30 protein-coding genes are annotated in these 23646 nt (G+C 69.6%); 18 read left to right on the top strand and 12 right to left on the bottom strand.

The features are described from left to right. The first annotated feature begins 18 nt into the window (after positions 1 to 18). The 4 genes from ACFPCY_RS30160 (at position 19) to ACFPCY_RS30145 (ending at position 4889) form a co-directional block, all read left to right on the top strand. Positions 19 to 810: a hypothetical protein gene (locus tag ACFPCY_RS30160; RefSeq protein ID WP_378260665.1), complete on the top strand. Its 792-nt coding sequence runs from the start codon at positions 19 to 21 to the stop codon at positions 808 to 810. Between the two features lie 263 nt (positions 811 to 1073). Then, positions 1074 to 1868, top strand: coding sequence for a hypothetical protein (locus ACFPCY_RS30155; RefSeq protein WP_378260663.1), 795 nt, complete (start codon positions 1074 to 1076; stop codon positions 1866 to 1868). A 105-nt stretch (positions 1869 to 1973) separates the two neighbouring features. Further along, complete coding sequence (locus ACFPCY_RS30150; RefSeq protein ID WP_378260661.1) at positions 1974 to 2741, top strand: hypothetical protein; 768 nt, start codon at positions 1974 to 1976, stop codon at positions 2739 to 2741. A gap of 108 nt (positions 2742 to 2849) precedes the next feature. Beyond that, a complete protein-coding gene (locus ACFPCY_RS30145) occupies positions 2850 to 4889 on the top strand; it encodes a hypothetical protein (protein ID WP_378260659.1) in 2040 nt (679 codons plus the stop codon). A gap of 99 nt (positions 4890 to 4988) precedes the next feature. Here ACFPCY_RS30145 and ACFPCY_RS30140 read toward each other — a convergent pair whose 3' ends face one another. The 3 genes from ACFPCY_RS30140 to ACFPCY_RS30130 all read right to left on the bottom strand — a co-directional run bounded on the left by ACFPCY_RS30140 (position 4989) and on the right by ACFPCY_RS30130 (position 6072). Next, entirely contained in the window at positions 4989 to 5345 is a 357-nt protein-coding gene (locus ACFPCY_RS30140) for a hypothetical protein (protein WP_378260657.1), read from the bottom strand. A 98-nt stretch (positions 5346 to 5443) separates the two neighbouring features. Then, complete coding sequence (locus ACFPCY_RS30135; protein ID WP_378260655.1) at positions 5444 to 5647, bottom strand: hypothetical protein; 204 nt, start codon at positions 5645 to 5647, stop codon at positions 5444 to 5446. After that, entirely contained in the window at positions 5644 to 6072 is a 429-nt protein-coding gene (locus ACFPCY_RS30130; protein WP_378260653.1) for an ATP-binding protein, read from the bottom strand. Before ACFPCY_RS30130 ends, ACFPCY_RS30135 begins: the two co-directional genes overlap by 4 nt. Positions 6073 to 6219: 147 nt before the next feature. On the opposite strand from ACFPCY_RS30130, the gene ACFPCY_RS30125 reads away from it, so the two are divergent. From ACFPCY_RS30125 to ACFPCY_RS30110, 4 genes are all read left to right on the top strand, one after another. Beyond that, positions 6220 to 7002 carry a helix-turn-helix domain-containing protein gene (locus tag ACFPCY_RS30125; RefSeq protein ID WP_378260651.1) on the top strand — a complete coding sequence of 261 codons (783 nt, stop codon included), beginning with the start codon at positions 6220 to 6222 and terminating at the stop codon, positions 7000 to 7002. Then, a complete protein-coding gene (locus ACFPCY_RS30120; RefSeq protein WP_378260649.1) occupies positions 6993 to 7187 on the top strand; it encodes a DUF397 domain-containing protein in 195 nt (64 codons plus the stop codon). The genes ACFPCY_RS30125 and ACFPCY_RS30120 overlap by 10 nt, the downstream gene beginning before the upstream one ends. Before the next feature lie 25 nt (positions 7188 to 7212). Further along, positions 7213 to 7392: a DUF397 domain-containing protein gene (locus tag ACFPCY_RS30115; RefSeq protein ID WP_378260647.1), complete on the top strand. Its 180-nt coding sequence runs from the start codon at positions 7213 to 7215 to the stop codon at positions 7390 to 7392. A gap of 402 nt (positions 7393 to 7794) precedes the next feature. Continuing rightward, positions 7795 to 8172: a hypothetical protein gene (locus tag ACFPCY_RS30110; protein ID WP_378260645.1), complete on the top strand. Its 378-nt coding sequence runs from the start codon at positions 7795 to 7797 to the stop codon at positions 8170 to 8172. A 387-nt stretch (positions 8173 to 8559) separates the two neighbouring features. Here ACFPCY_RS30110 and ACFPCY_RS30105 read toward each other — a convergent pair whose 3' ends face one another. After that, the gene (locus ACFPCY_RS30105) at positions 8560 to 9114 is read right to left on the bottom strand and encodes a cysteine hydrolase family protein (RefSeq protein ID WP_378260643.1); all 555 of its coding nucleotides are present in this window, start codon (positions 9112 to 9114) and stop codon (positions 8560 to 8562) included. A 296-nt stretch (positions 9115 to 9410) separates the two neighbouring features. On the opposite strand from ACFPCY_RS30105, the gene ACFPCY_RS30100 reads away from it, so the two are divergent. After that, a complete protein-coding gene (locus tag ACFPCY_RS30100; RefSeq protein ID WP_378260641.1) occupies positions 9411 to 10082 on the top strand; it encodes an SgcJ/EcaC family oxidoreductase in 672 nt (223 codons plus the stop codon). A 67-nt stretch (positions 10083 to 10149) separates the two neighbouring features. On the opposite strand, the gene ACFPCY_RS30095 is transcribed toward ACFPCY_RS30100, so the two are convergent. Further along, positions 10150 to 10470: a hypothetical protein gene (locus ACFPCY_RS30095; RefSeq protein WP_378260639.1), complete on the bottom strand. Its 321-nt coding sequence runs from the start codon at positions 10468 to 10470 to the stop codon at positions 10150 to 10152. An 8-nt stretch (positions 10471 to 10478) separates the two neighbouring features. After that, the gene (locus tag ACFPCY_RS30090) at positions 10479 to 10622 is read right to left on the bottom strand and encodes a hypothetical protein (protein ID WP_378260637.1); all 144 of its coding nucleotides are present in this window, start codon (positions 10620 to 10622) and stop codon (positions 10479 to 10481) included. Between the two features lie 208 nt (positions 10623 to 10830). Here ACFPCY_RS30090 and ACFPCY_RS30085 point away from each other — a divergent pair, with 208 nt between their 5' ends. Continuing rightward, complete coding sequence (locus tag ACFPCY_RS30085; RefSeq protein WP_378260635.1) at positions 10831 to 11100, top strand: hypothetical protein; 270 nt, start codon at positions 10831 to 10833, stop codon at positions 11098 to 11100. Next, positions 11097 to 11372 carry a hypothetical protein gene (locus ACFPCY_RS30080; RefSeq protein WP_378260633.1) on the top strand — a complete coding sequence of 92 codons (276 nt, stop codon included), beginning with the start codon at positions 11097 to 11099 and terminating at the stop codon, positions 11370 to 11372. The genes ACFPCY_RS30085 and ACFPCY_RS30080 overlap by 4 nt, the downstream gene beginning before the upstream one ends. 44 nt (positions 11373 to 11416) lie before the next feature. Here ACFPCY_RS30080 and ACFPCY_RS30075 read toward each other — a convergent pair whose 3' ends face one another. Beyond that, positions 11417 to 11857, bottom strand: coding sequence for a hypothetical protein (locus ACFPCY_RS30075; protein ID WP_378260631.1), 441 nt, complete (start codon positions 11855 to 11857; stop codon positions 11417 to 11419). Positions 11858 to 11933: 76 nt separating this feature from the next. On the opposite strand from ACFPCY_RS30075, the gene ACFPCY_RS30070 reads away from it, so the two are divergent. Continuing rightward, positions 11934 to 12434: a hypothetical protein gene (locus ACFPCY_RS30070; protein WP_378260629.1), complete on the top strand. Its 501-nt coding sequence runs from the start codon at positions 11934 to 11936 to the stop codon at positions 12432 to 12434. An 18-nt stretch (positions 12435 to 12452) separates the two neighbouring features. Beyond that, positions 12453 to 13376 (top strand): aminoglycoside phosphotransferase family protein, encoded by a 924-nt coding sequence (locus ACFPCY_RS30065; protein WP_378260627.1) that lies wholly within the window; start codon positions 12453 to 12455, stop codon positions 13374 to 13376. On the opposite strand, the gene ACFPCY_RS30060 is transcribed toward ACFPCY_RS30065, so the two are convergent. Continuing rightward, positions 13356 to 14303: a hypothetical protein gene (locus tag ACFPCY_RS30060; RefSeq protein ID WP_378260625.1), complete on the bottom strand. Its 948-nt coding sequence runs from the start codon at positions 14301 to 14303 to the stop codon at positions 13356 to 13358. The genes ACFPCY_RS30065 and ACFPCY_RS30060 overlap by 21 nt on opposite strands. A 130-nt stretch (positions 14304 to 14433) precedes the next feature. Between ACFPCY_RS30060 and ACFPCY_RS30055 the strand changes: the two genes are divergently transcribed. Further along, positions 14434 to 14802, top strand: coding sequence for a hypothetical protein (locus ACFPCY_RS30055; protein ID WP_378260623.1), 369 nt, complete (start codon positions 14434 to 14436; stop codon positions 14800 to 14802). 71 nt (positions 14803 to 14873) lie between these two features. Here ACFPCY_RS30055 and ACFPCY_RS30050 read toward each other — a convergent pair whose 3' ends face one another. The 3 genes from ACFPCY_RS30050 to ACFPCY_RS30040 form a co-directional block, all read right to left on the bottom strand. Then, positions 14874 to 15608: an ABC transporter permease gene (locus ACFPCY_RS30050; protein WP_378260621.1), complete on the bottom strand. Its 735-nt coding sequence runs from the start codon at positions 15606 to 15608 to the stop codon at positions 14874 to 14876. Between the two features lie 130 nt (positions 15609 to 15738). Beyond that, positions 15739 to 17265, bottom strand: a complete 1527-nt coding sequence (locus ACFPCY_RS30045) for a hypothetical protein (RefSeq protein ID WP_378260619.1) — start codon at positions 17263 to 17265, stop codon at positions 15739 to 15741. Then, entirely contained in the window at positions 17262 to 18209 is a 948-nt protein-coding gene (locus ACFPCY_RS30040; RefSeq protein WP_378260617.1) for an ABC transporter ATP-binding protein, read from the bottom strand. Before ACFPCY_RS30040 ends, ACFPCY_RS30045 begins: the two co-directional genes overlap by 4 nt. Positions 18210 to 18361: 152 nt before the next feature. On the opposite strand from ACFPCY_RS30040, the gene ACFPCY_RS30035 reads away from it, so the two are divergent. From ACFPCY_RS30035 to ACFPCY_RS30025, 3 genes are all read left to right on the top strand, one after another. Next, positions 18362 to 19456, top strand: a complete 1095-nt coding sequence (locus ACFPCY_RS30035; RefSeq protein WP_378260615.1) for a sensor histidine kinase — start codon at positions 18362 to 18364, stop codon at positions 19454 to 19456. Further along, positions 19453 to 20118 (top strand): response regulator, encoded by a 666-nt coding sequence (locus tag ACFPCY_RS30030; RefSeq protein WP_378260613.1) that lies wholly within the window; start codon positions 19453 to 19455, stop codon positions 20116 to 20118. Before ACFPCY_RS30035 ends, ACFPCY_RS30030 begins: the two co-directional genes overlap by 4 nt. Before the next feature lie 176 nt (positions 20119 to 20294). Next, the gene (locus ACFPCY_RS30025; RefSeq protein WP_378260611.1) at positions 20295 to 21464 is read left to right on the top strand and encodes a serine hydrolase domain-containing protein; all 1170 of its coding nucleotides are present in this window, start codon (positions 20295 to 20297) and stop codon (positions 21462 to 21464) included. Positions 21465 to 21480: 16 nt separating this feature from the next. Here ACFPCY_RS30025 and ACFPCY_RS30020 read toward each other — a convergent pair whose 3' ends face one another. After that, positions 21481 to 22353, bottom strand: coding sequence for a LysR family transcriptional regulator (locus ACFPCY_RS30020; protein WP_378260609.1), 873 nt, complete (start codon positions 22351 to 22353; stop codon positions 21481 to 21483). Positions 22354 to 22434: 81 nt separating this feature from the next. On the opposite strand from ACFPCY_RS30020, the gene ACFPCY_RS30015 reads away from it, so the two are divergent. Then, positions 22435 to 23643, top strand: a complete 1209-nt coding sequence (locus tag ACFPCY_RS30015) for an MFS transporter (RefSeq protein ID WP_378260607.1) — start codon at positions 22435 to 22437, stop codon at positions 23641 to 23643. Positions 23644 to 23646 lie beyond the last annotated feature (3 nt).

The following is a 23646-nucleotide window of genomic DNA, read 5'->3' as shown; positions in this document are numbered from 1 at the left end:
GAGGTGAAAGGAACGGCTGTGAAGAAAGAATCGTTCGTTCAGCGGAGAAGGCGGCTCGCGGCGGGGGCGGCCGCGTTCGCGGCCACCGCCGGATTGATGTCGGGGACGGCTGCTCATGCGGACGATCCGATTCCGACGTTCGACTTCGCGGATTGTCCGGCGTTGCCGGCGCCGTACACGGCGCAGGGGTCGATCTGTATGGAGGCGATCGTCACCAGCGGGACGTTCCAGCTGGGCAAGTTCAACCAGACGATCACTTCGCCGATCAAGATGACGTTCGCGAGTGCGTTGAACCCCGACACGCAGACCTACACGCCGATCTTCGGGAAGATGCAGGCGGACAAGATGCTGGTCCAGCCGGGCATCTTCGGCGACCCGATCGTGACGGCGGTCTACGCCAAGCCGGAGTACGCGGGCGTGTTCGACCAGCCGACCGGCCCCGACTTCCACATCACCCTCGGGCTGCGGGTTCGTCTGACGAACCCGTTCCTGGGCGGCACGTGCCTGATCGGTGACACCGGCAACGCGATCAAGCTGAACCTGACCACGGGCACCACGGCGCCGCCCGCCGGGACCGCCCCGATCACGGGCAAGGCCGCGACGATCGTCCAGCGCACGCCGTTCGTGATCCGGCAGGCCACCCACGTGGACAACACCTTCAGCGTCCCGGGGGCCAAGGGCTGCGCGCTCGGCCTGGGCCTGGTGAACGCGGTCGTCAACGCCCAGGCGGGCATCCCGTCCGCCGCCGGCAAGAACCAGATGATCTTCAACGAGTACATCGGGCAGAAGGCGTACACCGCCCTGCCGTAGTGCCCGCCAGACCCGGGCCGTGCCCCGCGCGACCACCACCCCAGCGCCGGGCACGGCCCGTCCCAGCGCTCCCGTGCCAGGGAGCGGAGAACCAGTGATTCAGCTGATCAGTCATCCGGGGACACGGCTGCATCACCTGCGAGCAGTTCATGTGAGAGCCGCCGAGTGATGCGCACGTCGTGATGAGTGGAGGACATCGGGGGCTGTTTCTCTATCGGCTCCAGCCCCGATCGGTGGGGCTGGCAAGGACGAAAGGAATGGCCATGAGGAAGTTCACGTTCGCCGGAACGGGCAAGCGCCGTCTGGCGGCGGGAGCCGCCGCGTTCGCGGCCACCGCCGGGCTCATGTCGGGGACGGCTGCTCATGCGGACGATCCGATTCCGACGTTCGACTTCGCGGATTGTCCGGCGTTGCCGGCGCCGTACACGGCGCAGGGGTCGATCTGTATGGAGGCGATCGTCACCAGCGGGACGTTCCAGCTGGGCAAGTTCAACCAGACGATCACTTCGCCGATCAAGATGACGTTCGCGAGTGCGTTGAACCCCGACACGCAGACCTACACGCCGATCTTCGGGAAGATGCAGGCGGACAAGATGCTGGTCCAGCCGGGCATCTTCGGCGACCCGATCGTCAGCGCGGTCTACGCCAAGCCGGAGTACGCGGGCGTCTTCGACCAGCCCACCGGCCCCGACTTCCACATCACCCTGGGAATGCGGGTCCGCCTGACCAACCCCTTCCTCGGAGGCACCTGCCTGATCGGCGACACCGGCAACCCGATCACGCTGCACCTGACCACCGGGACCACGACCCCGCCCGCCGGCACGGCCCCCATCACCGGCTCGCCCGCCACGATCGTCCAGCGCACCCCGTTCGTCATCCGCAAGGCCACCCACGTCGACAACACGTTCGCCGTGCCCGGCGCCAACGGATGCGCCCTGGACTTCGGTCTGGTCAACACGATCGTCAACGCCCAGGCGGGCATCCCCTCCGCCGCCGGCAAGAACCAGATGATCTTCAACGAGTACATCGGGCAGAAGGCGTACACCGCCCTGCCCTAGGCACCGACGCCCTAGGCACCGACGAACAAGGACGCGTGCCCGACGAGCCGACCTCCCTCGCGTCGGGCACGCTCGTCCCGCCGCCTGCCCCGCGTAAGGAGAACGATGAGTTCGAGGAAGTCAGTGCGCCGAGCGCTCCTCGCCGCCGCGACGGCCGTCGCTTCGCTGGGGCTGGCGGCCGCACCGGCCGAAGCGCGTCAGACCACGCCGACGGATCAGGTACCCGCCTTCGACTACGCCGGCTGCCCGCCCCTTCCGTCCGAAGCCGAACCGTTCGGCTCCTTCTGCTTTGAGGAGGTCGCCACCGGCGGGAGCGTGACGATCGGAAACGTCACGCACACGATCACGGCGGACGAGCCGTTGAAGGTGGACTTCGGTTCGTTCTCTTCCGAGAGCTATCCGAATGGGTTCGAGAACGTCTTCGGAGGCTTGCGGGCGGACAGGTTCGAGATCGGCCGGCGGAACGGCCAGCCGGTCTATGCACAGCCTGTGTACACGGGTCCGTTCGCCACCGAGAACGCCCAGATCACCCTGGGCTTCAAGATCAGATTCACGGGTGGCGGCCTCGGCGACACCTGCACGGTCGGTTCGGACGCCGACCCGATCGTCACTCACCTGATCACCGGGACGACGGCGCCGCCACCGCCCTACCAGCCGATCACGGGAACGCCGTGGCAGCTCGTGCCCACGGCACGAGGCGTCCACCTGGGCACTCTCGTGGACAACACGTTCGCCGTTCCGGCGGCGACCGGTTGCGCGGGTGACGGCAACACGTACCTGAACACTCTCGGCGGCCTACCGGCGCCGGCGGGAGCGAGCGCGATCAGGCTGAACGTCTACGTCGGCCACCGTTCGTACACGCAGCCTGCATGATCCGTGCGGTAACCCCTCGGGTTCTCTGAGGGGTTACCGCCGTTTTCACGCGTCCCTGTGACGAGAAGAGTCCCACCTCCCACCGATGCCTACTACGAGGCCTTCCCGATGCAGTTGAGCAGATCCAGCACCGCGACCCTGGCAGGACTGACCGCCGCGTTCTCGATGGCCGCCCTCGCCGCCGGCACGAGTCCCGCGCTCGCGGACGTCGGAGCGCAACTGTCTTTCCTGTGCACGGGAAAGGCGGGCACCTGGCCCGTGAAGGCCGAAGTCGACGGAGCGGTGAGCACGCCTGGACGCGGAACGAGGGCGATCGCTTTCGGAGAGATGAAAGTCAGCGTCAAGGCGTCCGCTGAGGATCTGAACGCGATGCGTGGAGGCGACCTTGGAAAGAGCGGCACCGAAACCCCGAACACGCCGACGTCCGGAGCCGTCCGGTTGCTCGTGAGCGCGGAGGCGGACGGCGCCTCCGTCGATGCCCAATGGCCGACCTTCGCGCTGACCGGAACCGGATCCACGCTCACCGGCACGGGGGCCGTCCCGGCCCTGGCCGGGGGAGCCGGACGGATCACTCTCCGGGCCACCGGCCTGATCCTGGTCATCGACAAGGAGGCGACGGGGAGTCGGTCGTCCGTCTCCTGCGTGCCCACCGACAAGCGTCCGCTCGCGACCATCGACCTTCCCAGCGGGACGCGTGCCCCCAGCACGACGCCGAGCATGCCAGGAGGTCAGAGACCTGGAACCGGCGCGGAGGAGGCCGGCAGCACGCCTGAATGCAAGGAGATTCCGGCGCCCGGTGTCGACCCGCGGTACGGCTTCAACAGCTATCCGGCTCTCGACCGGGTCTTCAAGGAACCGGGGAGGCCTCCAGGGGTCTTCACGGTTACCGACGCGCCGCGCAGCCTCGCCTACTGCGTCCGAGCCGCAGGTTTCAGCAATATCCGGAAGCTGGGCGGCGCCGCCCCCGTAGCGGCGCTCACGCTCCTGCGCCGCGCCGTCAAGGGCGGCGTCCTGAGTGGTGAGGATGGCAGCTTCCAGAACTATCGGGAGCAATGGGGGTATGTTCTCAACGAGACGATGCCGTCGCGCTCGTCTCAGCTCAGCCTCGGATTCATGCCGACCACCTCCGTAACCGACATGGAGCAGGTGGCGCCGGCCGGCAAAGATGCCGCCGGAAAGCCGTATCCGGTCACCGGGAACCTCAGGACGAATCTCGCGCCCAATCCCGGTCTCAAAGGGCTCACTGATGACGGTACTTACGTCCGCGCACTCATCGGAATCCGAGTTCATGACGTAGCGGTCAACGGCGTGCCCCTCTCGGTCGGACAGGGGTGCCGGACGAAGCCGACTCTGCTCGACGCCTATTCATTCACTGGAAACGACAGGACCGGACGAACGCCCATCCAAACGGGTTCGACTTTTACTGGACATGTGAACATCCCGGCGTTCTCCGGTTGTGGGACGTCCGAAGATCTCAGCCCCCTCCTGACGGCAAGCGTTTCCGGGCCGGGCAACTACGTGCAGTTCGAGTCCGGCCCCTGGTGCAGGGTCCTCGACGATCCGAGCGTCTGCGGCTCCACGACCGAGCCGAGCACCGTCACCGTGAGGCCGGGCGGGCACACCACGATCGCCGCGGGTGCCATAACCTTCATGGACGACTCCGGTGGCAACGGAATCACCTGCGATGCCATGAGGGTTCGCATGACGCTGCGCGCCGGCGCCTGGCAGCAAAGGTTCTTGCTCGGCAAATCCGGAGTCGTCGACTACAAGGGTTGCAGACTCAGTGTCGGCGACACCGTTGTTCCGGTTCATCTGACGAACTCCGGGACGGTCGTCCTGAATGCCACGACCGCGAATCCCGACGGCACGGTGGGAATGACCATCGGAGGTCTCGCGCCGATCATGTCCACAAAGATCGGCGGTCAACCGTGCACGATCCAGATCGTGACGGGCGACGACTTGGCTTTTACGCTGCCGGGAAGCTATGACAACAAGACGCACTCGCTTACTCCGGTGGGTCCGATTCCCGAAACCTTCGGCAGCAAGACGGCTTGCGAAGCAGCGCCAACGATGTCACCGGGCGCTAATGTCACGGCAACTGTCCCCGCGCTGACCTTCACACCGCCCCAACAGATCACCATCCCCTGAAAACCGAACGCCAGTCCGTGATGGGGATGGTGGGCCACAGGTGGGTGCCCCGCTTCTGCGCTGTTTCGTGCTGGGGGCGCCCACCTGGTCGCTGGGTGGTCAGCAGTGCTTGTCCAAGCCCAGGCCGGAGAAGTCGGGGCCGTTGACGCGGAACTTGTGGCTGCCCTTCTTGTGGGCCTTCACGGGGACGCAGCCGATGCGCTCGATCTTGTTGCGGTGCTGGGCCAGGCCGACGAGGCCCTTGGACGTCCTGCAGTGGTTGTTGAAGTACACCGTCACCGTGACGATGCCGCGTGCGTAGGAGTAGCTGAAGGACTTGCCGGAGCCGTCCTTGCAGGGGAAGCTGCCGCGGACGGTCTGGGCGTGGACCGTCCCGGCCTGCGCGGGCAGGGCGAGGCCGCCGAGGGCGAGGGAGCCGGCGGAGGCCAGAACGGCGGCCTTGGTGTGGAGCTTCACGTGATCCTCCTGGTCGTGACCAGATCTCTGGGGGATGGGACCGCGGACGCGAAGTCGTGCCTTGAGGGATCTTCGAATCCGGGGGACACGGCTGGAGATCATTCCATGGCCGGGAGGCGCTGTCCCGCCTTCGCGGTGGCGTCGGGGTCGGCGGCGGTCAGGGCGTCCAGGAGCGCTTCGACGGACGAGGCGCTGATGAGGATCGCTCCGGCGGCTCGCCAGATGCCTCGGTCGTCCACGAAGACGTCCCAGTGCGGGTAGAGGTCGCGTAGGACGGCCGTTAGAAGCTTGCGAGCGCTCATGCGCGCGCGTGTAGGAGCGCCCATACGACTTTGCCCCCGCCTGGCAGACGGGCGTATCCCCATAGCGGAACCATCAGGTCCACTAGGGCGAGGCCACGTCCCGTTAGGCCGTCGAGAGTGAGGGGCTTCGGAACGGGGAGTTCGGCGCTTGCGTCCAGTACCTCTATGACGGGACCCGCGTCCGTATGGAAGACCCGTGTGGTGATGGGGTCGCCTTCGGCCGAGCCGTGGCGATGGGCGTTCGTGGCGAGTTCGGTGACGACCGTTCGAGCGACGTAGACGAGGTCGTCATCGAACGCGCCGTCGTTGAACCAGTCGGCCACGAAGTCGCGTGCGGCCTTGATGGATTCGGGCTCCGACTTGACCTCCAGCTCGGCCACGCCGGTCGGCGGCGGCGTCGGCCGGAGTTCGGATCTTGTGATCATCACGTGCGCCTCGAAAGTGGGTCCCGGAGTTTTCGCGTTCAGTCACCATCCAGCCACTCTCCGGCGTACGTTGAGCCGAGAGCTGGGGAGCAGTCGCGAGTCACTAGCAACGGCTGACGGGTGGTGCCGGGCCGGATCGGGGTTCTCATGCCGGCGAAGAAGAGCGACCCGCACCTGCGCACGTTCGGTGCGAAGATCAAGCGGTTCCGCGAGGAAGCCGGGCTCAGCCAGTCCGACCTGGCCAAGCTCGTGAACGTCACGCGCAGCTACATCGCGCTCATCGAGATCGGCCGCACGCGCTGCCGGAAGGACTTCTCCGAGCGGCTCGGGGCGGCCCTCAACCGGAGCCAGGACGTCGCCGAGGCCTGGGACGACCTCGTCCGCAGCGCCAAGTACCCCCAGTACTACGTCGACTTCGCCACCAAGGAATCAACGGCCACCATGCTCCGCACGTACTCCTCGGACATCGTGGATGGCCTGCTCCAGGTCGAGTCGTATGCGCGCTGCATCCTCGCCAGTGAGGAAGACCTGATGAACCGCATGAAGCTTCAGGAGATTCTGCGGCGCGATCCCGCGCCGATGGCCTGCTTCCTCATGGACGAGTCCGTGCTGCACCGGCAGGTCGGTTCGCCCGAAATCATGAACGAGCAGCTCAGGCACCTGTTGGAGGTTTCGTCCTGGGAGAAGGTCTATCTTCAGGTCGTTCCCCTCATTTACTATCGCGGTGTCAAAGGGTCGTTCGTCATTGCTACACAGGACGACCGAGATGAGGCCGCATACGCGTCGTCGTCGTTCGGAGGTGAGACCTCTGAGGAGGCTGGACACTTGGCACGTGTCAACGAGATGTTCACTTTGCTCCAGGCCCAGGCGAAAAACGTGGCGGACACGCGGAACTACATCAGAAACGTACTTGAGGAGAAATGGACGTGACGACCCTTCAGTGGCGCAAGTCTTCTCGCAGTCACGATGACGGTGATCACTGTGTGGAGCTTGCGGATGCTTCCACAGGTGTGGCAATTCGAGACAGCAAGAACCCCGATGGCGGCCATGTTACGGTTGAGCGCGCTGCCTTCTGTGTGGTTCTGGAACAGATCAAGTCTCTGAAGCGGCAATAGTTCAGGGGCTTACTTGGTGACAGACATGACTGAAACCAGATGGCGGAAGGCGTCCCGCAGCAGCGACAAAGGAGACGACTGTGTCGAGCTTCGCGGGTTGCTCGACGGTGTCGTTGTCCGAGACAGCAAGCGGCCAGAGGCTGGTCATCTGCTGCTGTCGCGTGACGCGTTCCGTGTGGCTGTGACTCGGATCCGAGGTGACTAGTACCGCCCGGGTGCCAGCGTGCTGATGAGGCATGGAAGTGCGGAGACCGCCTCGTTCGAGGCGGTCTCCGTTGCGTTGGGCCGGGCGACGGGGCCGCGGCGGGTTGAGTCACGCGACTCGTTCTCCGGACGCTTCTCTCTCCATGATCGGGGACGGGCCGCGCACGGCCCCTGAGATCACGTGTCCGAGAGGAATACGCCTCCATCGCCGTCGTCCCCCAGAGGCCCCCACCTGCCGCAACGTCACCCCGTGGCCCCCTCCGCCCTCGACCGCCGCGCGACTCGCCCGCAGCCATCGTCAACACCTCGGCTGCTCAGGCCACGCCCCTGAAGGACTGGTGCCGGTAGCGGCTGCCTGGCCGAGCGGCTGTCGCCGAGATTCCTCGGTGAGATCATCAAGCGCGTGACCGAGACTTGGACGATCGAGGGTGACACGGCCGTGGTGGTCTCCGCTGACGAGGCGCTGGAGACTCTTCGGGAAAGGATCGGCAGCGGGCGGCTGGAGACGTGGCTGATCGGCTCAACGGGACGGTCCATGGCGGTGGTGACCAACACCGAACGTGCGCTGGTGATGCTCTGCGAGGGAGACGGCGACCCCGGCGAGCGCGCTGTGGATCCGGGAGCTCCGGGGACGAGTAAGGGATTCGTCCTGTCCAATGGGCAGGTTGACGAGTACCTCAACGAGTACACGGTGCCGATCGACCAGGCGTTCAGAATCGTGGCGCACATCATCCGCACCGGCTCCTGGCCACCGGATGTGCACTGGGTGGCCGACCGCTGAGAGGGCGAGCGGCAACGCGGCGTTCGCGTCGATCGCGACGCCGCGTCCGGACAGATGTTCGTCAAGGCCGCCCGTCCCGAAGGGACCAGCCTGTCCGGACGCGGTGACGATGAAGGTCGAACGTCGTTGGGCCGCCTTCGCCGACGATGTATCAAGCCTCGCCGGGGACGCGCTGCTCCACACTGACCTGAACCCGACGCCGACCCCGCCGCCATCACTCTGCACGCGACGCTTTCGGCCGAACGCTGGCGAAGGCACGCTCTCGCTCGGCGCGCGTCCGGGACGCCCAAGTACGTGGCCATCTCCCAGCGCTGGGCCGAGCACCGTCGTCGGGCGTGGCCTCGCGGATGACGGCGGTTGTCCGCCGTCCACCTGGGGACGACGGGGTCAGCGGGGGTCTTCGGGCCAGGCGGCGCAGGTGGTGACCTTGAAGCCCCGGGCGGGGAACACGGCGTCCATGAAGAAGTCGTGGATCGCCTGGTCGCCGTCGCCGCAACCGTCGCGCAGCACCTCGACGTGATAGCCGCGGTCGGCCGCGTCGTAGCAGGTCGCGGCCACCATCGCGCTCGTTGCGACACCTGCGACAACCACGGTGTCAACGCCGCGTGCCCGCAGTACGAGATCGAGGTCCGTGCCGGCGAACGCGCTGGCGCGGCGCTTCATCACGACGACGTCCTCGTCCGCCACCGGAAGGTCGATCTCGGTCCCGGACGACCCTTCATGGAAAGCGTCCCCGGCCTCGAAGAACGACCGGAACAGCTCGTTGTCCGGCGGCAGGTCGGCCCCGTTCGGACGGAACCCGAAATGCACGAACACGACCAGCGCACCGCCCGCACGGGCGCGCGGCAGCAACTCGGTGAGCGGAGGCACGACGGCCTTGGCGAACGGGTAGCTGCCCGTGATGCCCTGCTGGACGTCCCCGATGATGAGCGCGGTGGTCACAACTCTCTCCTGTCACCCCATAAGGACGGTGCCCCGCGCGTAGCGGAACACCGATTCACACAGGGCTAACGCGCCGGACCTGCCTATGACTCCGGGTCGGCCCGCCGGAGGATGCAGAACTCGTTGCCCGCCGGGTCCGCGAGGACGCTCCACGGCACGTCCCCCTGGCCGAGACCAACCGGGTACGCGCGCCCGATGTTGACACGAGATCACCTCCTCCCTAGTCTCTTCTTCAACGAAGAGAAATCTTCACCGAAGAAACTTCGTCTACGAAGTCACCATGGGAGGATTCCGCCATGAGCGCCACCACCACCGGCACCGAGCAGGTCACCGACGCCACCGGTGCCCCCGCGGCCCGCAAGCGGCCGCGGGCACGCCGGATCAAGCAGATCCTCGGCGTGGGAACCCTGACGCTCGGGCTGGCCGCCGGAGGCGCCTACCTGTGGCTCGACAGCACCTCGGACGTGCACAACACCGGAAACCCCGACTGCGCCTCCGTCACCCCGACCGGCGCCCCCACCGCCGAGGCCCACCAGCAGGTCTGCGCGTCGCTGCGCGCGATGACCGACGCCTGGGGACGCGGCGACGCCGACGCCTACGGCAAGGCGTTCACCCGGGACGCCACCTACACCACCTACGTAGGCAGCCACTACCAGGGCCGTCGCGACATCACCGAAGGCCACCGCGCCCTGTTCGGCGGCTTCCTCAAAGGCACCAAGCTGACCGACTCCTACCTCGGCATCCGCTTCTACGGCCCCACCGTCGCGATCGTCACCACCCGCGGCGACACCTACGAGGGCAAGCCCAAGAAGCCCGGTGAGCTGTCCAAGACCCAGACCTACACGCTGATCCGCGAGGACGACGGGCAGTGGCGCATCGCGGCCTTCCACAACACCAAGCGGCAGCGGGTCATGGAGCGCATCTCGTTCCTGTTCGCCCCCGACACCAGGCCCGCCGCCGAGAAGTGACCGCCCGCGCCACCAGCCGGGCCACCACGATTCAGAAGGCCACGGCGCCGCCTTGGCGTCGAGTCGGTCAACGGTCCTCCCGCCCAGGTTGGTCGCCAATGGTGAGCAGGCCGGGACGCCGCTCAACGAGCCGCACGAAGAGAGCGCGGAATTCCGCCTCGCTGTCGATCTCCCCGCCACTCTCCAGGCCATAGCGGACGCTGTGGTCAGGGTTCATGCTGTCGTCGATGGCCGCGTCGAGGTCGGGTCCGATGCCGAGCTCTGCTTCGCCGTGGCGGTAGCGGAAGTACCAGATGCGGCCGTCGCGGAGTTCTCCCTCGTACTGGGCGGGGAAGGCATTGCACGTCTTCCGGTAGGTGGCGACTAGAGCGGTGAAGCGATCGGTCACGGAAACTCCTACGCCTCGAACCTGACCGGTTGGAGGTCGGTGATGTCCGGCGCCTCGCTGTCGAGGCCCCCACCGCCCGCGTCCGTCCAGAACCCTCCAAGCTCCGCGTCGTCCCCGGCGTTGAAGTTCACCTGGACAAGCCGCAGTGCCATACACCTGATCGTAGGCGGGCCATCGATGGCCGGATGTGGCCACCGATGGCCTTCCATATCCCACCCTCCCCGACAAAGCCCCCCGAGTTCCTTGACCATTCGTTGGCCACTGTCAGTGACGTTCGATAGCGTCCCGTGACATGCCCGGACGACGATGCGACGGCACCCCCTCGGCCGTTGTGCTGCCTAGATGAAGCGGAGTGGTGCGGTGTTCAACGAACGAACCGTCTACGTCCTGGAACACCTTGCTCACGGAGATTTCGTGGAGAGCGTGCGTGAGGAGGGCGAGGCCGAGGGGGACGCCCGAGGCAGGCTGCTTGGATTCACCAGGGCTCTGTTCCTGATCCTGGAGGCGCGCGGATTGACCGCCAACAGCGAGGTCCGCGCGGCGGTGGCGAACTGTGACGACTGGCACCAGATGTATCACTGGTACATGGCAGCGGTCACGGCCGAGCGTGCCGAGGACATCCTCAGATGAACGACGACCCGTGGATGAAGGGCCTCGAACTCGACTTCGAGGAAGGCAGCGCTTTCTACGAGGCGTTGAAGGCGGACGGCGCGGCCGTCGCCGAAGCGAAGGGCTACGGATCGGCGCTGGCGCTTGCGGTGCTCTGGGTCCTTCAAACCCGGGGTCTCAAAGCCTCAGGACTGATCTATGAGATCCTCTTCGGCTGCCCGGAGCCGAAGCGCATCGAACGGTGGCTGGTGAACGCGCTCACCGTCGAGCGCGCCGAGGATCTGTTCGCCTGAACCGGGTGCGGGCGGCACGTGCCCGCTGGGCCGTCCGCCACAGATCAGAGCTCGTGGTCTTCGGCCAGGGTGTTCCAGTCCAGGTCGGCTACTGCGGCCGTGACGAAGTCGGCTACCGGGGTGGTCAGGTCGTCCTGGAACCAGACGACCTCCAGCCACGAGCGGTGCAGCACCTTGTCCAGGTTCTCGTCGATGCGTTCGGACGTGAACGAGCCGCGGCAGTGGACGGCGGGCAGCTCCTCGACCGGGCCGAACGGCAGGCGGCGGTCCGAGCCGTGGACAGGGCGGCGGCGCGGCGGGTCGATCAGGTGCACGGGGGACGTCTGGTACGGCGACTCTCGGCGCTTCGCCAGGCCTGCGAGCAGCCGGTCGTTGAGGCGCGCGTTGGGATAGCCCTCCAGCAGGCCGCCGTAGGTCGTGGAGATCTTCAGGTCGGTCAGGGTGATCAGGCGTCCCGAGTTGAGGGTGATCGACGCGAGGGGCATGGCGGGATTGTCGCAGGAGTTGATCAGCCCCGAAGGTCTGGCGGAAGATCGCGCTTAGGCGAGCTGAGGAGGACGCGTGGACGCCACGGACGTGCGGGACGAGCTGGAGCGGGTGCTGGGCGAGCTGTCCGAGGAGGAGTCCACGCCCGAGCCGGATCTCCAGTCGCACCTGCGGCGGATGAACCTGCATCTGCGGGCCGCGTGGCTTCACATCGCGGACGGACGGTACGACGACGCCCTCCAGGCCGCCGAGGCCGGGGACCGGGCGCGGAGCGCGGCGATGGCGGCGTCCGGCGGGCCGGGTTACGGCGGGGCCGTTTCGTGGCAGGCGTGCGAGGTCGAGGCCGTCGCCTGGCTGGCCCGGGGCAAGTGGAAGAAGGCACAGAAGGCGGCGCAACGGGCGCTCAGCGACTTCGACGAGCAGGTCGACAACTACCGGCTGCTGGAGCTGGCGCTTCAGGCCCAGGGCAAGCTGCCCGCCGACCGCATCTGGAAGGAATCGGACGACCCGGCCCGCGACCTGGCCGAGTTCGACGCCCGCCGCTACGCGCTGCAGAAGCTCAGCCCCGCGTCCTGAGCGGTTATCGTCCGAAGCATGATCACGGGGGAGCTGGCCGAGAACGTCGTCGAAGTCTGGGGCGCGGACGGGAAGCGGTGGCTCAGGGAGCTTCCGCGCATTCTGGAGGCCGTCGCGCGCGACTGGGAACTCGCAGTGGACGAGCCGTACGAGCTCTCCTACCACTACGTCACCCGCGTGACCTGCGCGGACGGCACGCCCGGCGTGCTCAAGCTCGGCCTACCCCACGCAGAGTCGATCACCAACGAGCTGCCCGCTCTAAAGGCGTTCGACGGGCGCGGCGCCGTCCGCGTGCTGCGCGCGGACCTCGCCCGCGGCGCGATCCTGCTTGAACGTGCCACGCCCGGGACGCGCCTTCGCGAGCTGGTCCCCGACCGCGACGCCGAGGCGACGTCGGCGCTCGTCTCGGTGATGAAGCGCCTGCACGTGCCGCCGCCCGACGACTGCCCCCTCCCGGATGCGATTACTCAAGTCAAGGCGTTCGACGACTACGCGTCCAGGCTCGGGGACAGCGGACCGATCCCGCTCGATTTCGTCGTTCGCGCGGGCGGCCTCATGCGCGAGCTGTGCGCGTCCGCGCCCGAACGGGTCGTCCTGCACGGCGACCTGCACCATGACAACGTCCTGCGCGCGACGCGCGAACCCTGGCTCGCCATCGATCCGCACGGGCTGGTCGGCGACCCCGGTTACGACGCGTCCACCCTGCTCTACGACCCCGAACCGGACGACCGGGACGAGGCGCTCACCGCCCTCGTCCCGGCCCGCGTCGAGCAGCTCGCGGACGAACTCGCCATGCCCCTCGACCGCGTGATCGCCTGGGGCTTCGTCAAAGCCGTCATGTCGGACGTCTGGACCGCCGAAGACTGGAATCCCGGCGACACCTGGTCCCCTCTGAGCCGCGCCTACGACGTCGCCCGCCTCCTACACCCCCGCCTCTCCTGACGCCGTTTCCGCCAGCCCCGAAGGAGCGTCCGGGAGGATTTCGGCGTTGCAGAAGTCGGTGAGGCTCGCCACGGCCTCCTCGGTGTCGTCGCCGTGGACGGCCAGGTAGACGGACGAGCCCAGAGCCTCGTGCTGGACGACGTGCAGCGCCGTGCGGTCTTCGCGGCCGGTGTAGATGTCCTCGTGCCACGCCGGGTCGTTCAGGTCGTGGAGGACCGCGAAGCCCCAGTCGTGGTCCATCGTCCAGGGGATGATCTTGTCGGGGTGGTCCAGCGGGGTCTTCAGCCAGGTCACCGGCCTTGGGACGGCGCGGCCCGGGACGCCGGGGCGGACTGTCACCCAGCGCTGCTCGCCGCTCACGGGGCCGGCCGGGCGCAGCGCCTCTTCCAGAGGCCGTTCCGACTCGTCCTCGTGCATGACGACCGGCGGGTGGGCGAGTTCGGCGGCTACCTGCCCGGCGTAGTCGGCGAAGTGGCGGACTTCGTCGTCGTCGTGGTCGAGGGCGCGTTGCAGCAGGTCGAGCGTCTCGTCGTCGGGACGCGCGCCGCCCGTCGCCATGAGCAGGGCGACGAGGGCCTGCGGGGACTCGGTGAAGGCGTCCGCGAGCTGGGCGCGGAGCATCTGCTCACTCCACGCCGGCATCGTCTCGCCGATCGTGGAGCGGATCGTGATCGCGCGCTCGGCGGAGTCGGCGCGGACGAACAGGGCCTTCACCCCCACCTCGTCGCACAGGACCTCCATGAGGAGGTTGTCGCCGGCCTTCCAGACCTCGGCGAGCGTCTCGCCGCCGAAGCCGCCCGTGCCGAAGTACTCGAAGGTCAGGGACGTCGCGTCGGCGATCGCGGCGAGGAGCGCGTCGTCCACGCCGGCTTCGAGCTTGACGACGAGAGCGCACCAGTACCGGCCGCCGTCCACGGTGTGAAGCATCGTTTCGTCCAATTATCGGGGAGCTTGGAAGGGCGACACAGTAGCGGTGCGTAGCGCTTCGTGAAGGAAGAACGGCAGAAACGTCAGGGTGACTTGACGTCAAGGTGGCCTGACGTCCATGCTCGGTGGCATGGGAACTGTGGACGAGCTCGAACGGCAGTACACGTTGCTCGCGGCGGTCAGGCGGTTCGACGAGCTGCGCACGCGCGAGGCCGTCGCGGACGGCGGCCTCGGCAGGAGCGAGGCCCTGGAGCTGCTCGCGCTCGGCGAGGTCATCGCCCGCAAGGCGGGATACGGGCGGCAGCTCACCGTCCGGACGGCCCGGCGGGCGGGCGCGTCCTGGTCCCAGATCGGCGGCGCGCTCGGGACGACCAAGCAGGCCGCCTGGGAGGCGCACCAGCGCTGGATCGACGACCAGGCCAAACGCCCCGAACCCGGCCACATGGGCTGGGACGACGACGAACTCGCCGCCGCCCGAGCCCTGGCGGGCGACGCGTAACCCTTACGCGTCGCGTCGCCCTACGCGTCGCGTCGCCCTACGCGTCGCGCGGGCCTACGCGTCGCGCGGGCCTACGCGTCGCGGAGGCGGAACAGGGTTGCGCCGAGCAGCAGGCACGCGGCGGCGTAGAGGGCCAGGACGCCGAGGCCGTGCCAGGGGGAGAGCGGCAGCGCCGAAAGGTTCTTCGTCACCTGGACGGACAGGCCCGCCTTCATCGGCGCGTACTTCTCCAGCCGCCGCTTCCAGGTGTCGGACGACACCAGCCGCGTCAGGATCGGCACCGCGTAGAGGACGCTCAGCACGGTGATGATCGCGACGCCCGAATCGCGCAGCGCCGTCGCCAGCCCGAGGCTCAGCAGTGCGACGAGCATCAGGTAGAGGACGGTCCCGGCGGCGGCGCGCAACGTCGCGCCGTCCGTGAGGGACAGCGGCATGGCGAGGCGTCCGGCGAAGAGCGAGGCGACCGTTCCGAGCGTCCCGACCACGGCCGCGAAACCGGTCACGACCAGCGACTTCGCGGCGAACACGCGGAGGCGGCGCGGCATCACGGTCAGCGTCGGGACGATCGTCCGCGTCCCGTATTCGGCCCCGATCGCCAGGCAGGCGAGGACGACCATGGTCGCCTGCCCGTACTGGACGCCGCCGAGCGCCGATTTCGGCCCGTCCTGCGGGCCGTCCTCGGGGCGGAAGCTCGCCGTGACGAGCGCGCCGACCAGCACGGTCAGCGCGCACGTCGCGAGCAGCAGCCACACGGTGCTCGGTAGCGTGCGGAGCTTCGTCCACTCCGCGTGCAACTCGCGTCTCACGCGTCCCTCCTGAGCAGCGCGCGACGGTCCCTCACGCGTCTTCCGAGCAATGCGCGACTGCCCCTCACGCGTCTTTCGAGCAGCGCGCGACGGTCCCTCACGCGGCTCCCGAGCAATGCGCGACGGCCCCTCACGCGTCCCTCCGGCGCAGCAGCCACCAGGCGAGGAGCAGCGCGACCGCGACGTACAGGCACGGGACGGCCAACCCGACCCACGGCGAGAGCGGGTAGCAGCCCTCGTCCGGAAGGCACGGTTCCGGGGTGAACGAGTAGTGCGGCGCGCTCTGCTGGACGGCGAAGCCAGCGGCGGGCGTGACGCTCAGCAGGAGGCGGGCCGCGCCGAGCGGCAGCGCGGGCGCAAGGATCTGCGGGATCAGGACGACGACCAGGACGAGCGCGATCGCCGCCGCGCTGTGCCGGAAGATCGCGCCGCACGCGAGCGCGAGGACGGTGACCAGCGCGACCAGCAGAGCCGAGCCGACGATCGCCCGGAGCGCCGCCGGATCGGTGACGCTCCACGTCGGGAAGCCCGGCGGCTTGAACCCGGACGAGCGGATCCGCGACTGCGCCAGCGGGAAGCCGATGAGCAGCGCGACCAACGACAGCAGGAACACCGTCGCGCCGAGCACGACCGACTTCGCCGCGAGCATCCCGCCGCGTCGCGGCGCGGCCGTGAACGTCGTCCGGACGAGCCCGTGCCGGAACTCGGACGTCATGTACAGCGCGCCCACGGCGACCGTCACCAGCAGCCCGACCAGCACGCCTTGCAGCGCGCGCTGCACCAGGTCGGTGCCGCGCGGCAGCGGGCCGATCTCGCCCGAGCCGGTCACGGTGATCGTGCCGTTCGCGACGGACGACCCGTCCTTCACGGTGGACGGCGGCGCTTCACCAGGCGGCCCGGTCCGGGCGGCTCCGATCGCCGAACCCGTCCAGGTCCCGGAGTTCGCGCCTTGACCAGGGCGCGCGCTCGGGTTCGCGGGCGCGACGGTCACGTTGTCGAAGACGCCGACCGCGTGCGCGGGCACGTCGCTGATGCTCGTCGATCCGAACTGCCGCTGCATCTCGGTGTGCATCGGGGACGTGGCGAAGACGCCGACCTGCGCGGTCTCCGGGATGCCGCGCGGCTGCACGCTGCCGGCCTTCTTCCAGTTCGTCCCGTCGTCGGAGAGGTAGGCGGTGAACCGCGAGCCGGACCGGGTCAGCCGCAGCCACGACGCCGACCGCAATCCCTTGTCGTGGAAGAAGTCGTGCTGCAACCGGACGCCGTGCCCGGCCGTCGCGACCAGCGCGACATAGGACGCGCCGGGCTTCGTGCTCGCCTTCACCATGATCCCGGCCTTGCCCCACGGCTCCGACGCGCCGCCCGGACGCGGGTCCTCGACGCGGCTGGTCAGCGACGCCACGTGCGCCGTGAGCGTCCCGTCGCCCCGCATCTCCTGATGGACGAACTGGAAGGCGTCGCGGACGCCCCTCCCGTCAGGCCCCGTCGGCGGCAGGTCGTCCTTGCCGCCGATGTGGCTCACCTGCGCGCCGGACGCGCCGAGCAGCGACACCACCACGGTCACGACCGCCGCCGCGAGCAGCGTCAGCGTCCAGCGGCGGACGGTCCGCAGCTTCGTCCATTCGGCCCTGACCTGCCGGAACACCACGGCGCTCATGCCCGGCCCCCCGCCTGCGTCCGATTTCCCGACCTGGGCTGCGCGTGGTACTCGGTCGCGTCGCGGGTCAGCTCCATGTACGCCTCCTCCAGCGTCGCGCGGTGCGCGGTGACCTCGGCGAACGGGACGCGCGACGCGTTGAGCGCCGCGACCGTCGTCTCGGCGTCCAGGCCGCTGACCGTGAGGGCGTCCGTGCCGACCGACGCGACCGTGCCGCCCGCGCGGCTGAGGACGGCCATCGCCTCGGCGGGCGCGCTCGTGCGCAGGGCGACGCGTCCGCCGGACGCCGCCGCCAGCAGCTCCGGGACGCTCGCGTCCGCGATGATCCGGCCCCGGCCGATCACGACGAGCCGGTCCGCGGTGCCCTCCAGCTCGCCCATCAGGTGGCTCGACACGAGCACCGCGCGGCCCTCGGCGGCGAGCGAGCGCAGCAGGCCGCGGATCCAGACGATGCCCTCCGGGTCGAGGCCGTTGACCGGCTCGTCCAGCATCAGGACGCGCGGGTCGCCGAGCAGCGCCGCCGCGATGCCGAGGCGCTGGCGCATGCCGAGCGAGTACCCGCCGACGCGCCGCCGCGCGGCGCTCTCGGACAGTCCGACCTGCGACAACACCTCGTTCAGGCGGCGTTTGGGGAGCCCGGCGGAGTGCGCGATCCAGCGCAGGTGGTCGCGTCCGCGCCGTCCGGGGTGGACGGCCGACGCGTCCAGCATCGCGCCGACCGCGCGCAGCGGATCGCGGAGCGTCCGGTACGGGCGGCCCCCGACGAGCGCCCGGCCGCCGTCCGCCGCGTCCAGGCCGAGGATCACCCGCATCGTCGTGGACTTGCCCGCGCCGTTCGGCCCGACGAACCCGGTGACCATGCCGGGCCGCACCGTGAACGACACGCCGTCCAGCGCGCTGACCTGCCCGTACCGTTTGGACAGGCCGTCGACTTCTATTTCCATGCCGAGGACGCTAGGGCGGCGGCCCGCCGCGGCGCGTCCCTCACGTGAGCGGTCTTCGGCCTCCCCGACGCGAGCCCCGCGTCCCCCACGCGAGGGATGTGATCACGGGTCCCTCGTGCGAGCGATGGCGGGATGTCCGAAAGCTCGGGAAGATGGCCGACGTGCGGGAACGTGTCGGGATAGGGGTGGCGCTGGCGGTATGCGCCGTCGCCGAGCAGTCCGTCCGGGACGCGGGCGCGCTGCTGCCCTACGGGCTGCTGCTCTGCCTGTTCACGACGCTGCCGCTGCTCGTGCCGCACGTCGGGCTCGCGGCAGTGGCCGTCGCCGCCGCGTGCCTGACCTCTCTCGCGGCGATCGGCGGATTCACGGCGGCGGCCTGCGCGGCCCTGCTCGTCGCGCTCTACCTGGTCGGACGCGACGGAGCGTACGCACTCGCGGGCGTCCTCATCACGCCGTTCGCCGTCGTCGCCCTGCTCCCGAACCCCGGTGTCATCGCGCGGGTCGCGGCGGTTCTCGCGCCCGTCGCCGCCGGGACGGGGATCGTCCGGTGGGCGCGGACGCAGGCCGAACGCCAGAGCGCCGCCGAGCAGGCCGCCGGCGCGACGCTGCTGGAGAACACCGCCAAGAGCGAGCGCGCCCGCATCGCGCGCGAGCTGCACGACGTCGTCGCGCACCACATCTCGATGATCGCCGTCCAGGCCGAGACCGCGCGGCTCGCGACCCCCGGCATGCCCGCCGACGGCGCGAAGCGCCTGCTCGGCATCGGTGACACCGCGCGGACCGCGCTCACCGAGATGCGCCGCCTGCTCGGCGTCCTGCGCGAGGACGCGGGGGAGACGCGGCAGGCCCGCAAGCCGCAGCCCGGCCTCGCCCAGCTCGTCGATCTCGTGGCCGAGACGCGCGAGACGACCGGCTCGACCGTCCGGCTCATCGTCAGCGGACCGGTCGCCGAGCTGGATCCCGGCGTCGAACTCACCGCGTACCGGATCGTCCAGGAGGCGCTCACGAACGCCCGCCGCCACGCCCCCGGCACCGCCGTGGACGTCGAACTCCACTACACGGCGGACGGCCTGAGCCTGCGCGTCCGCGATCTCGGCCCCGGCCCGCGCGACGACGTCCGTCCCGACGCGCACGGCCTGCTCGGCATGCGCGAACGCGCCGCGACCGTCGGCGGCGAGCTCCGCACCGGCCCGGCTCCCGGCGGCGGATTCCTCATCGAGGCCACCCTCCCCGGACGGCCCGCATGAGCGTCACGATCGTCGTCGCCGACGACCACGAGATCGTCCGGTCCGGGTACGCCGCGCTCCTCGGGACGCAGCCCGACTTCACCGTCGTCGGCACCGCCGCGGACGGCGCGGAGGCCGTCCGGCTCTGCGCGGAGCTGGTTCCGGACGTCGTCCTGATGGACGTCCGCATGCCCGGAACGGACGGCATCGAGGCGACCGAGCGACTCCGCGCCGCCGAGCACACCCCGCGCGTCCTCATCCTCACCACCTTCGAGCTGGACGAGTACGTCTACGACGCGCTCGCCGCCGGAGCCAGCGGCTTCCTGCTCAAGGACGTCACGGCCGAACGGCTCTTCGAGGCCGTCCGCATCGTCGCCGCCGGGGACGCGCTGCTCGCGCCCGGCGTCACGCGCCGCCTGATCGAGGAGTTCGCGCGCAGCCGCCGCCGTCCGCGGACGACGCCGTCCGCGCTCGCCGCGCTCACGCCCCGCGAGACCGAGGTGCTGCGCGCGATGGCCGAGGGCCTGTCGAACCCCGAGATCGCCGCGCTCCTCGTGGTCAGCGAGGAGACGGTGAAGACGCACGTCAGCCGCGTCCTCGGCAAGCTCGGCCTGCGCGACCGGACGCAGGCGGTGATCGCCGCCTACGAGTCGGGCCTCGTCGTGCCGGGTGGCGGAGCGTGACACATGACCCCGCGCTTCGGCGAACCCCGCGCTGGCCCGCTCGGCGTCGCCGGTGACGCGGGCGGTGGTGTAGCGGGCACCACCATGGATCTGGGTGGTGGCTCGGTCGTGCCGGAGAACGCCGGAACCTAGCGTCGAGAGTGCTGATCACCGCCACTCTCACCTGGGAGTTTTCCATGCGCTTGACCGCAGTCGCCGCACTCACCGCCGCCGCGTCCACCATGGTGGCGACCGCCGTCCCGGCCTCGGCCGCGTCCGTGACCGGTTCGCGTCCCACCTCCACCTTGCAGCGCGACGCGGACGCCATCCGCGACCTCGGCGTCACCGGCGTCCAGGCCCGCGTCACCGGTCCGGACGGCCGCAGCACGGTCGTCACCAGCGGCGTCGCCGACGTCCGGACGAAGCGGCCCGTGCCGCGGGACGGACGGTTCCGGATCGCGAGCGTCACCAAGACGTTCACCGCGACCGCCGTCCTCCAGCTCGTCGGCGAAGGACGCCTCTCGCTGGACGACACCGTCGAGCACGTCCTGCCCGGCGTCGTGAAGGGCAACGGCAACGACGGCCGGAAGATCACCATCCGGCACCTGCTCCAGCACCAGAGCGGGCTGCACGACGACCTCCCCGGCTTCACCTCGCCCGCGGACTACTACCGGAAGCGCTTCGAGCGGCACACGCCCGAGGATCTGGTCGCCCGCGCGATGAAGCACAGGCCGGACTTCGCGCCCGGCACGAAGTGGGCCTACTGCAACACCGGATACCTGCTGCTCGGCATGGTCGTCCAGAAGATCACCGGGAACCCGTGGCACGTGCAGGTGCGCGACCGCATCCTGCGCCCGCTCGGCATGAAGGACACCTACTACCCCGGCGAGGCGACCGGCATCCGCGGCCCGCACGCCAAGGGCTACCACCTGTTCCAGACCGGCGGGCTCATCGACGCCACCGAGAACCGCGACGGCTCGTGGGCCGGGCCCGCGGGCGGCCTGATCAGCACCACCGCCGACCTGAGCCGCTTCTTCCGCGCCCTCGACTCGGGACGGATCCTGCGCCCCGCGCAGCTCAAGGAGATGCGGAACGGCATCCCGGTGCAGGGCGAGCTCGCCGACATCTGGCCCGGCGCGAAGGACGGCCTCGGCCTGTTCTCCCGCCCGCTCTCCTGCGGCGGACGGTACTACTTCCACGGCGGCGACATCCTCGGCTACAAGACCCGCAACGGCGTGACCGCGGACGGACGCCGCAGCGTCGTCGTCTCCATGTCCACGATGCTGGAGGACACCGACAAGCACGCCATCCAGCAGGAGAACGCGGCGGCGAACCTCGTCGACCACGCCCTCTGCGCCAAGCGCTAGCCGGCGCCGCGCGGCACTAGAGCCGGACGTCGAGGAACTTCAGGAACGCGGCGGCGGGCGGGCTGGGGCGGTGCCGGGACCAGATCAGGCGCTCGACCCGGCCCGGCGCGTCCCGGACGCACAGCGCCCGCACCCCGGCGAGGCGGTGCGCGTACGAGGCGGGGAGCATCCCGACCGCGAGGCCCTGCCGGATGATCTCGGCGATGAACTCCGACGAGGTGACCTCGAACGCGACGTCCCGCTGGACGTCGGCCGCCGCGAACGCCTGGTCGGACTGGGACCGGCCGATCGTCCCCGCCGCGAAGTCGACGAACGTCTCGTTCGCCAGGGACGCGAGGTCGGTCTCCGTCTCGTCCGCGAGCCGGTGGTCGGGCGGGACGACCGCGACGAGGTTGCCGCGCAGCAGCTCGCGGTCGCTGACGCCCTTCGGGACCGTGCCGGGCAGCAGCCCGAGGAAGCCGATGTCGAGCGAGCCGTCCCGCACCTGCTCGATCAGCTCCTCGCTGATGCCCGCCCGCAGCGTGATCCTGACCTGCGGATACCGTTCCCGGTACCGCTTCAGGACGGACGGCAGGTCCACGGCCGTCACGGTCGTGATCGCGCCGATCGCGAGCCGTCCCCGGATCTCCCCGGACGCCGCCGCGACCTCGGCGCGGGCCCGCTCCGCCGCGTCCAGGGCCTGCCGCGCCGCGGGCAGGAACGCCTCCCCAGCGGGCGTCAGCCGCACGCGGCGGCTCGTCCGCTCGAACAGCCGCGCGCCGAGCTCCCGCTCCAACCGTGCGACCTGGTGCGACAGCGCCGACTGGACGACCCGGCAGCGCTGCGCCGCCCGCGTGAAGCCGCCCTCCTCGGCGACCGCGACGACGTAGCGCATCTGCTGCAGATCCATCGGATCAATCTACAAGCGCGATGGATCGGATGAAAAGAATGCGTTGGACTCATCAATGGGTGACGGCGCATCCTGGGCGGCATGGCGATCATGACTCAGCGGCCCGGCCAGGCGGCGGCGCGGGAGGGCACCGGACTCCGGCGCGGCCTCCTCCCGCTGATGGCGGTCGCGACCGGACTGTCCGTCGCGTCCAACTACCTCCCGCAACCCCTGCTCCACCTCATCGGCGGCTCCCTCGGCCTCGGCACCGGCATGGCCGGGCTGATCGTCACCGCCGCGCAGGTCGGCTACGGCGTCGGCCTGTTCCTGCTCGTCCCACTCGGCGACCTGCTCGAACGCCGCCGGCTCGCCGTCTCCCTCTACCTGCTCACCGCCGCGTTCCTGCTCATCTCCGCGGTCGCCCCGAACGGCGCGGTGCTCCTCCTCGGGACGGCCCTGACCGCGCTGACCTCGGTCGCCGCCCAGGTCGTCGTGCCGTTCGCCGCGTCCCTCGCCGCCCCCGCCGAGCGCGGACGCGTCGTCGGCACCGTCATGATGGGGCTGCTCCTCGGCGTCCTGCTCGCCCGCACCGTCTCCGGCGCGCTCGCCGAACTCGGCGGCTGGCGGACGGTCTACTGGGTGCAGGCCGCGCTCATGCTGCTCATGGCCGTCCTGCTTCGCCGCGCCCTGCCGGTCCTGCACACCCCGGCCGGCATGCGCTACCCGAAGCTGCTCGGCTCGATCGCGACGCTCATCCGCGAGGAACCCGTCCTCCGCTGGCGGATGGCCGTCGGCGCACTGTCCTTCGCCGCCTTCTCCGCCCTCTGGACGTCCCTGACCTTCCTGCTCTCCGGCGGCCCCTACCACTGGAGCGAAGGCGCGATCGGCCTGATGGGCCTGTTCGGCGCGGCCGGATCCGTCGTCGCCAACATCGCCGGACGCCTAGCCGACCGGGGCCGCGTCCACCACGTCACCGGCGTCGCGACCGTCCTGTACCTGGCGTCCTGGCTGCCACTAGCGCTCGGCGGCCACTCCCTGGCCTGGCTGATCGCTGGCATCGTCCTCCTGGACCTCGCCCAGCAGGCCATCCTGATCAGCAACCAGCACGTCGTCTACGCGCTCCAGCCCGAAGCCCGCAACCGCATCAACTCCGCCTTCATGACCGGCAACTTCGTCGGCGGCGCACTTGGCTCCGCCCTCGCCGCCATAGCCTGGACCCACGGCGGCTGGCCGTCCGTAGCCCTCCTAGGCGCCACCCTCTCAGCAGCCATGCTCATCACCTGGACCCTAGAACGCCTCACCACCCGGTGACCC

This window comes from Actinomadura gamaensis (assembly GCF_042652125.1).
GTDB lineage: Bacteria > Actinomycetota > Actinomycetes > Streptosporangiales > Streptosporangiaceae > Spirillospora > Spirillospora gamaensis.
This window is presented reverse-complemented; position numbering and strand designations above follow the sequence as displayed.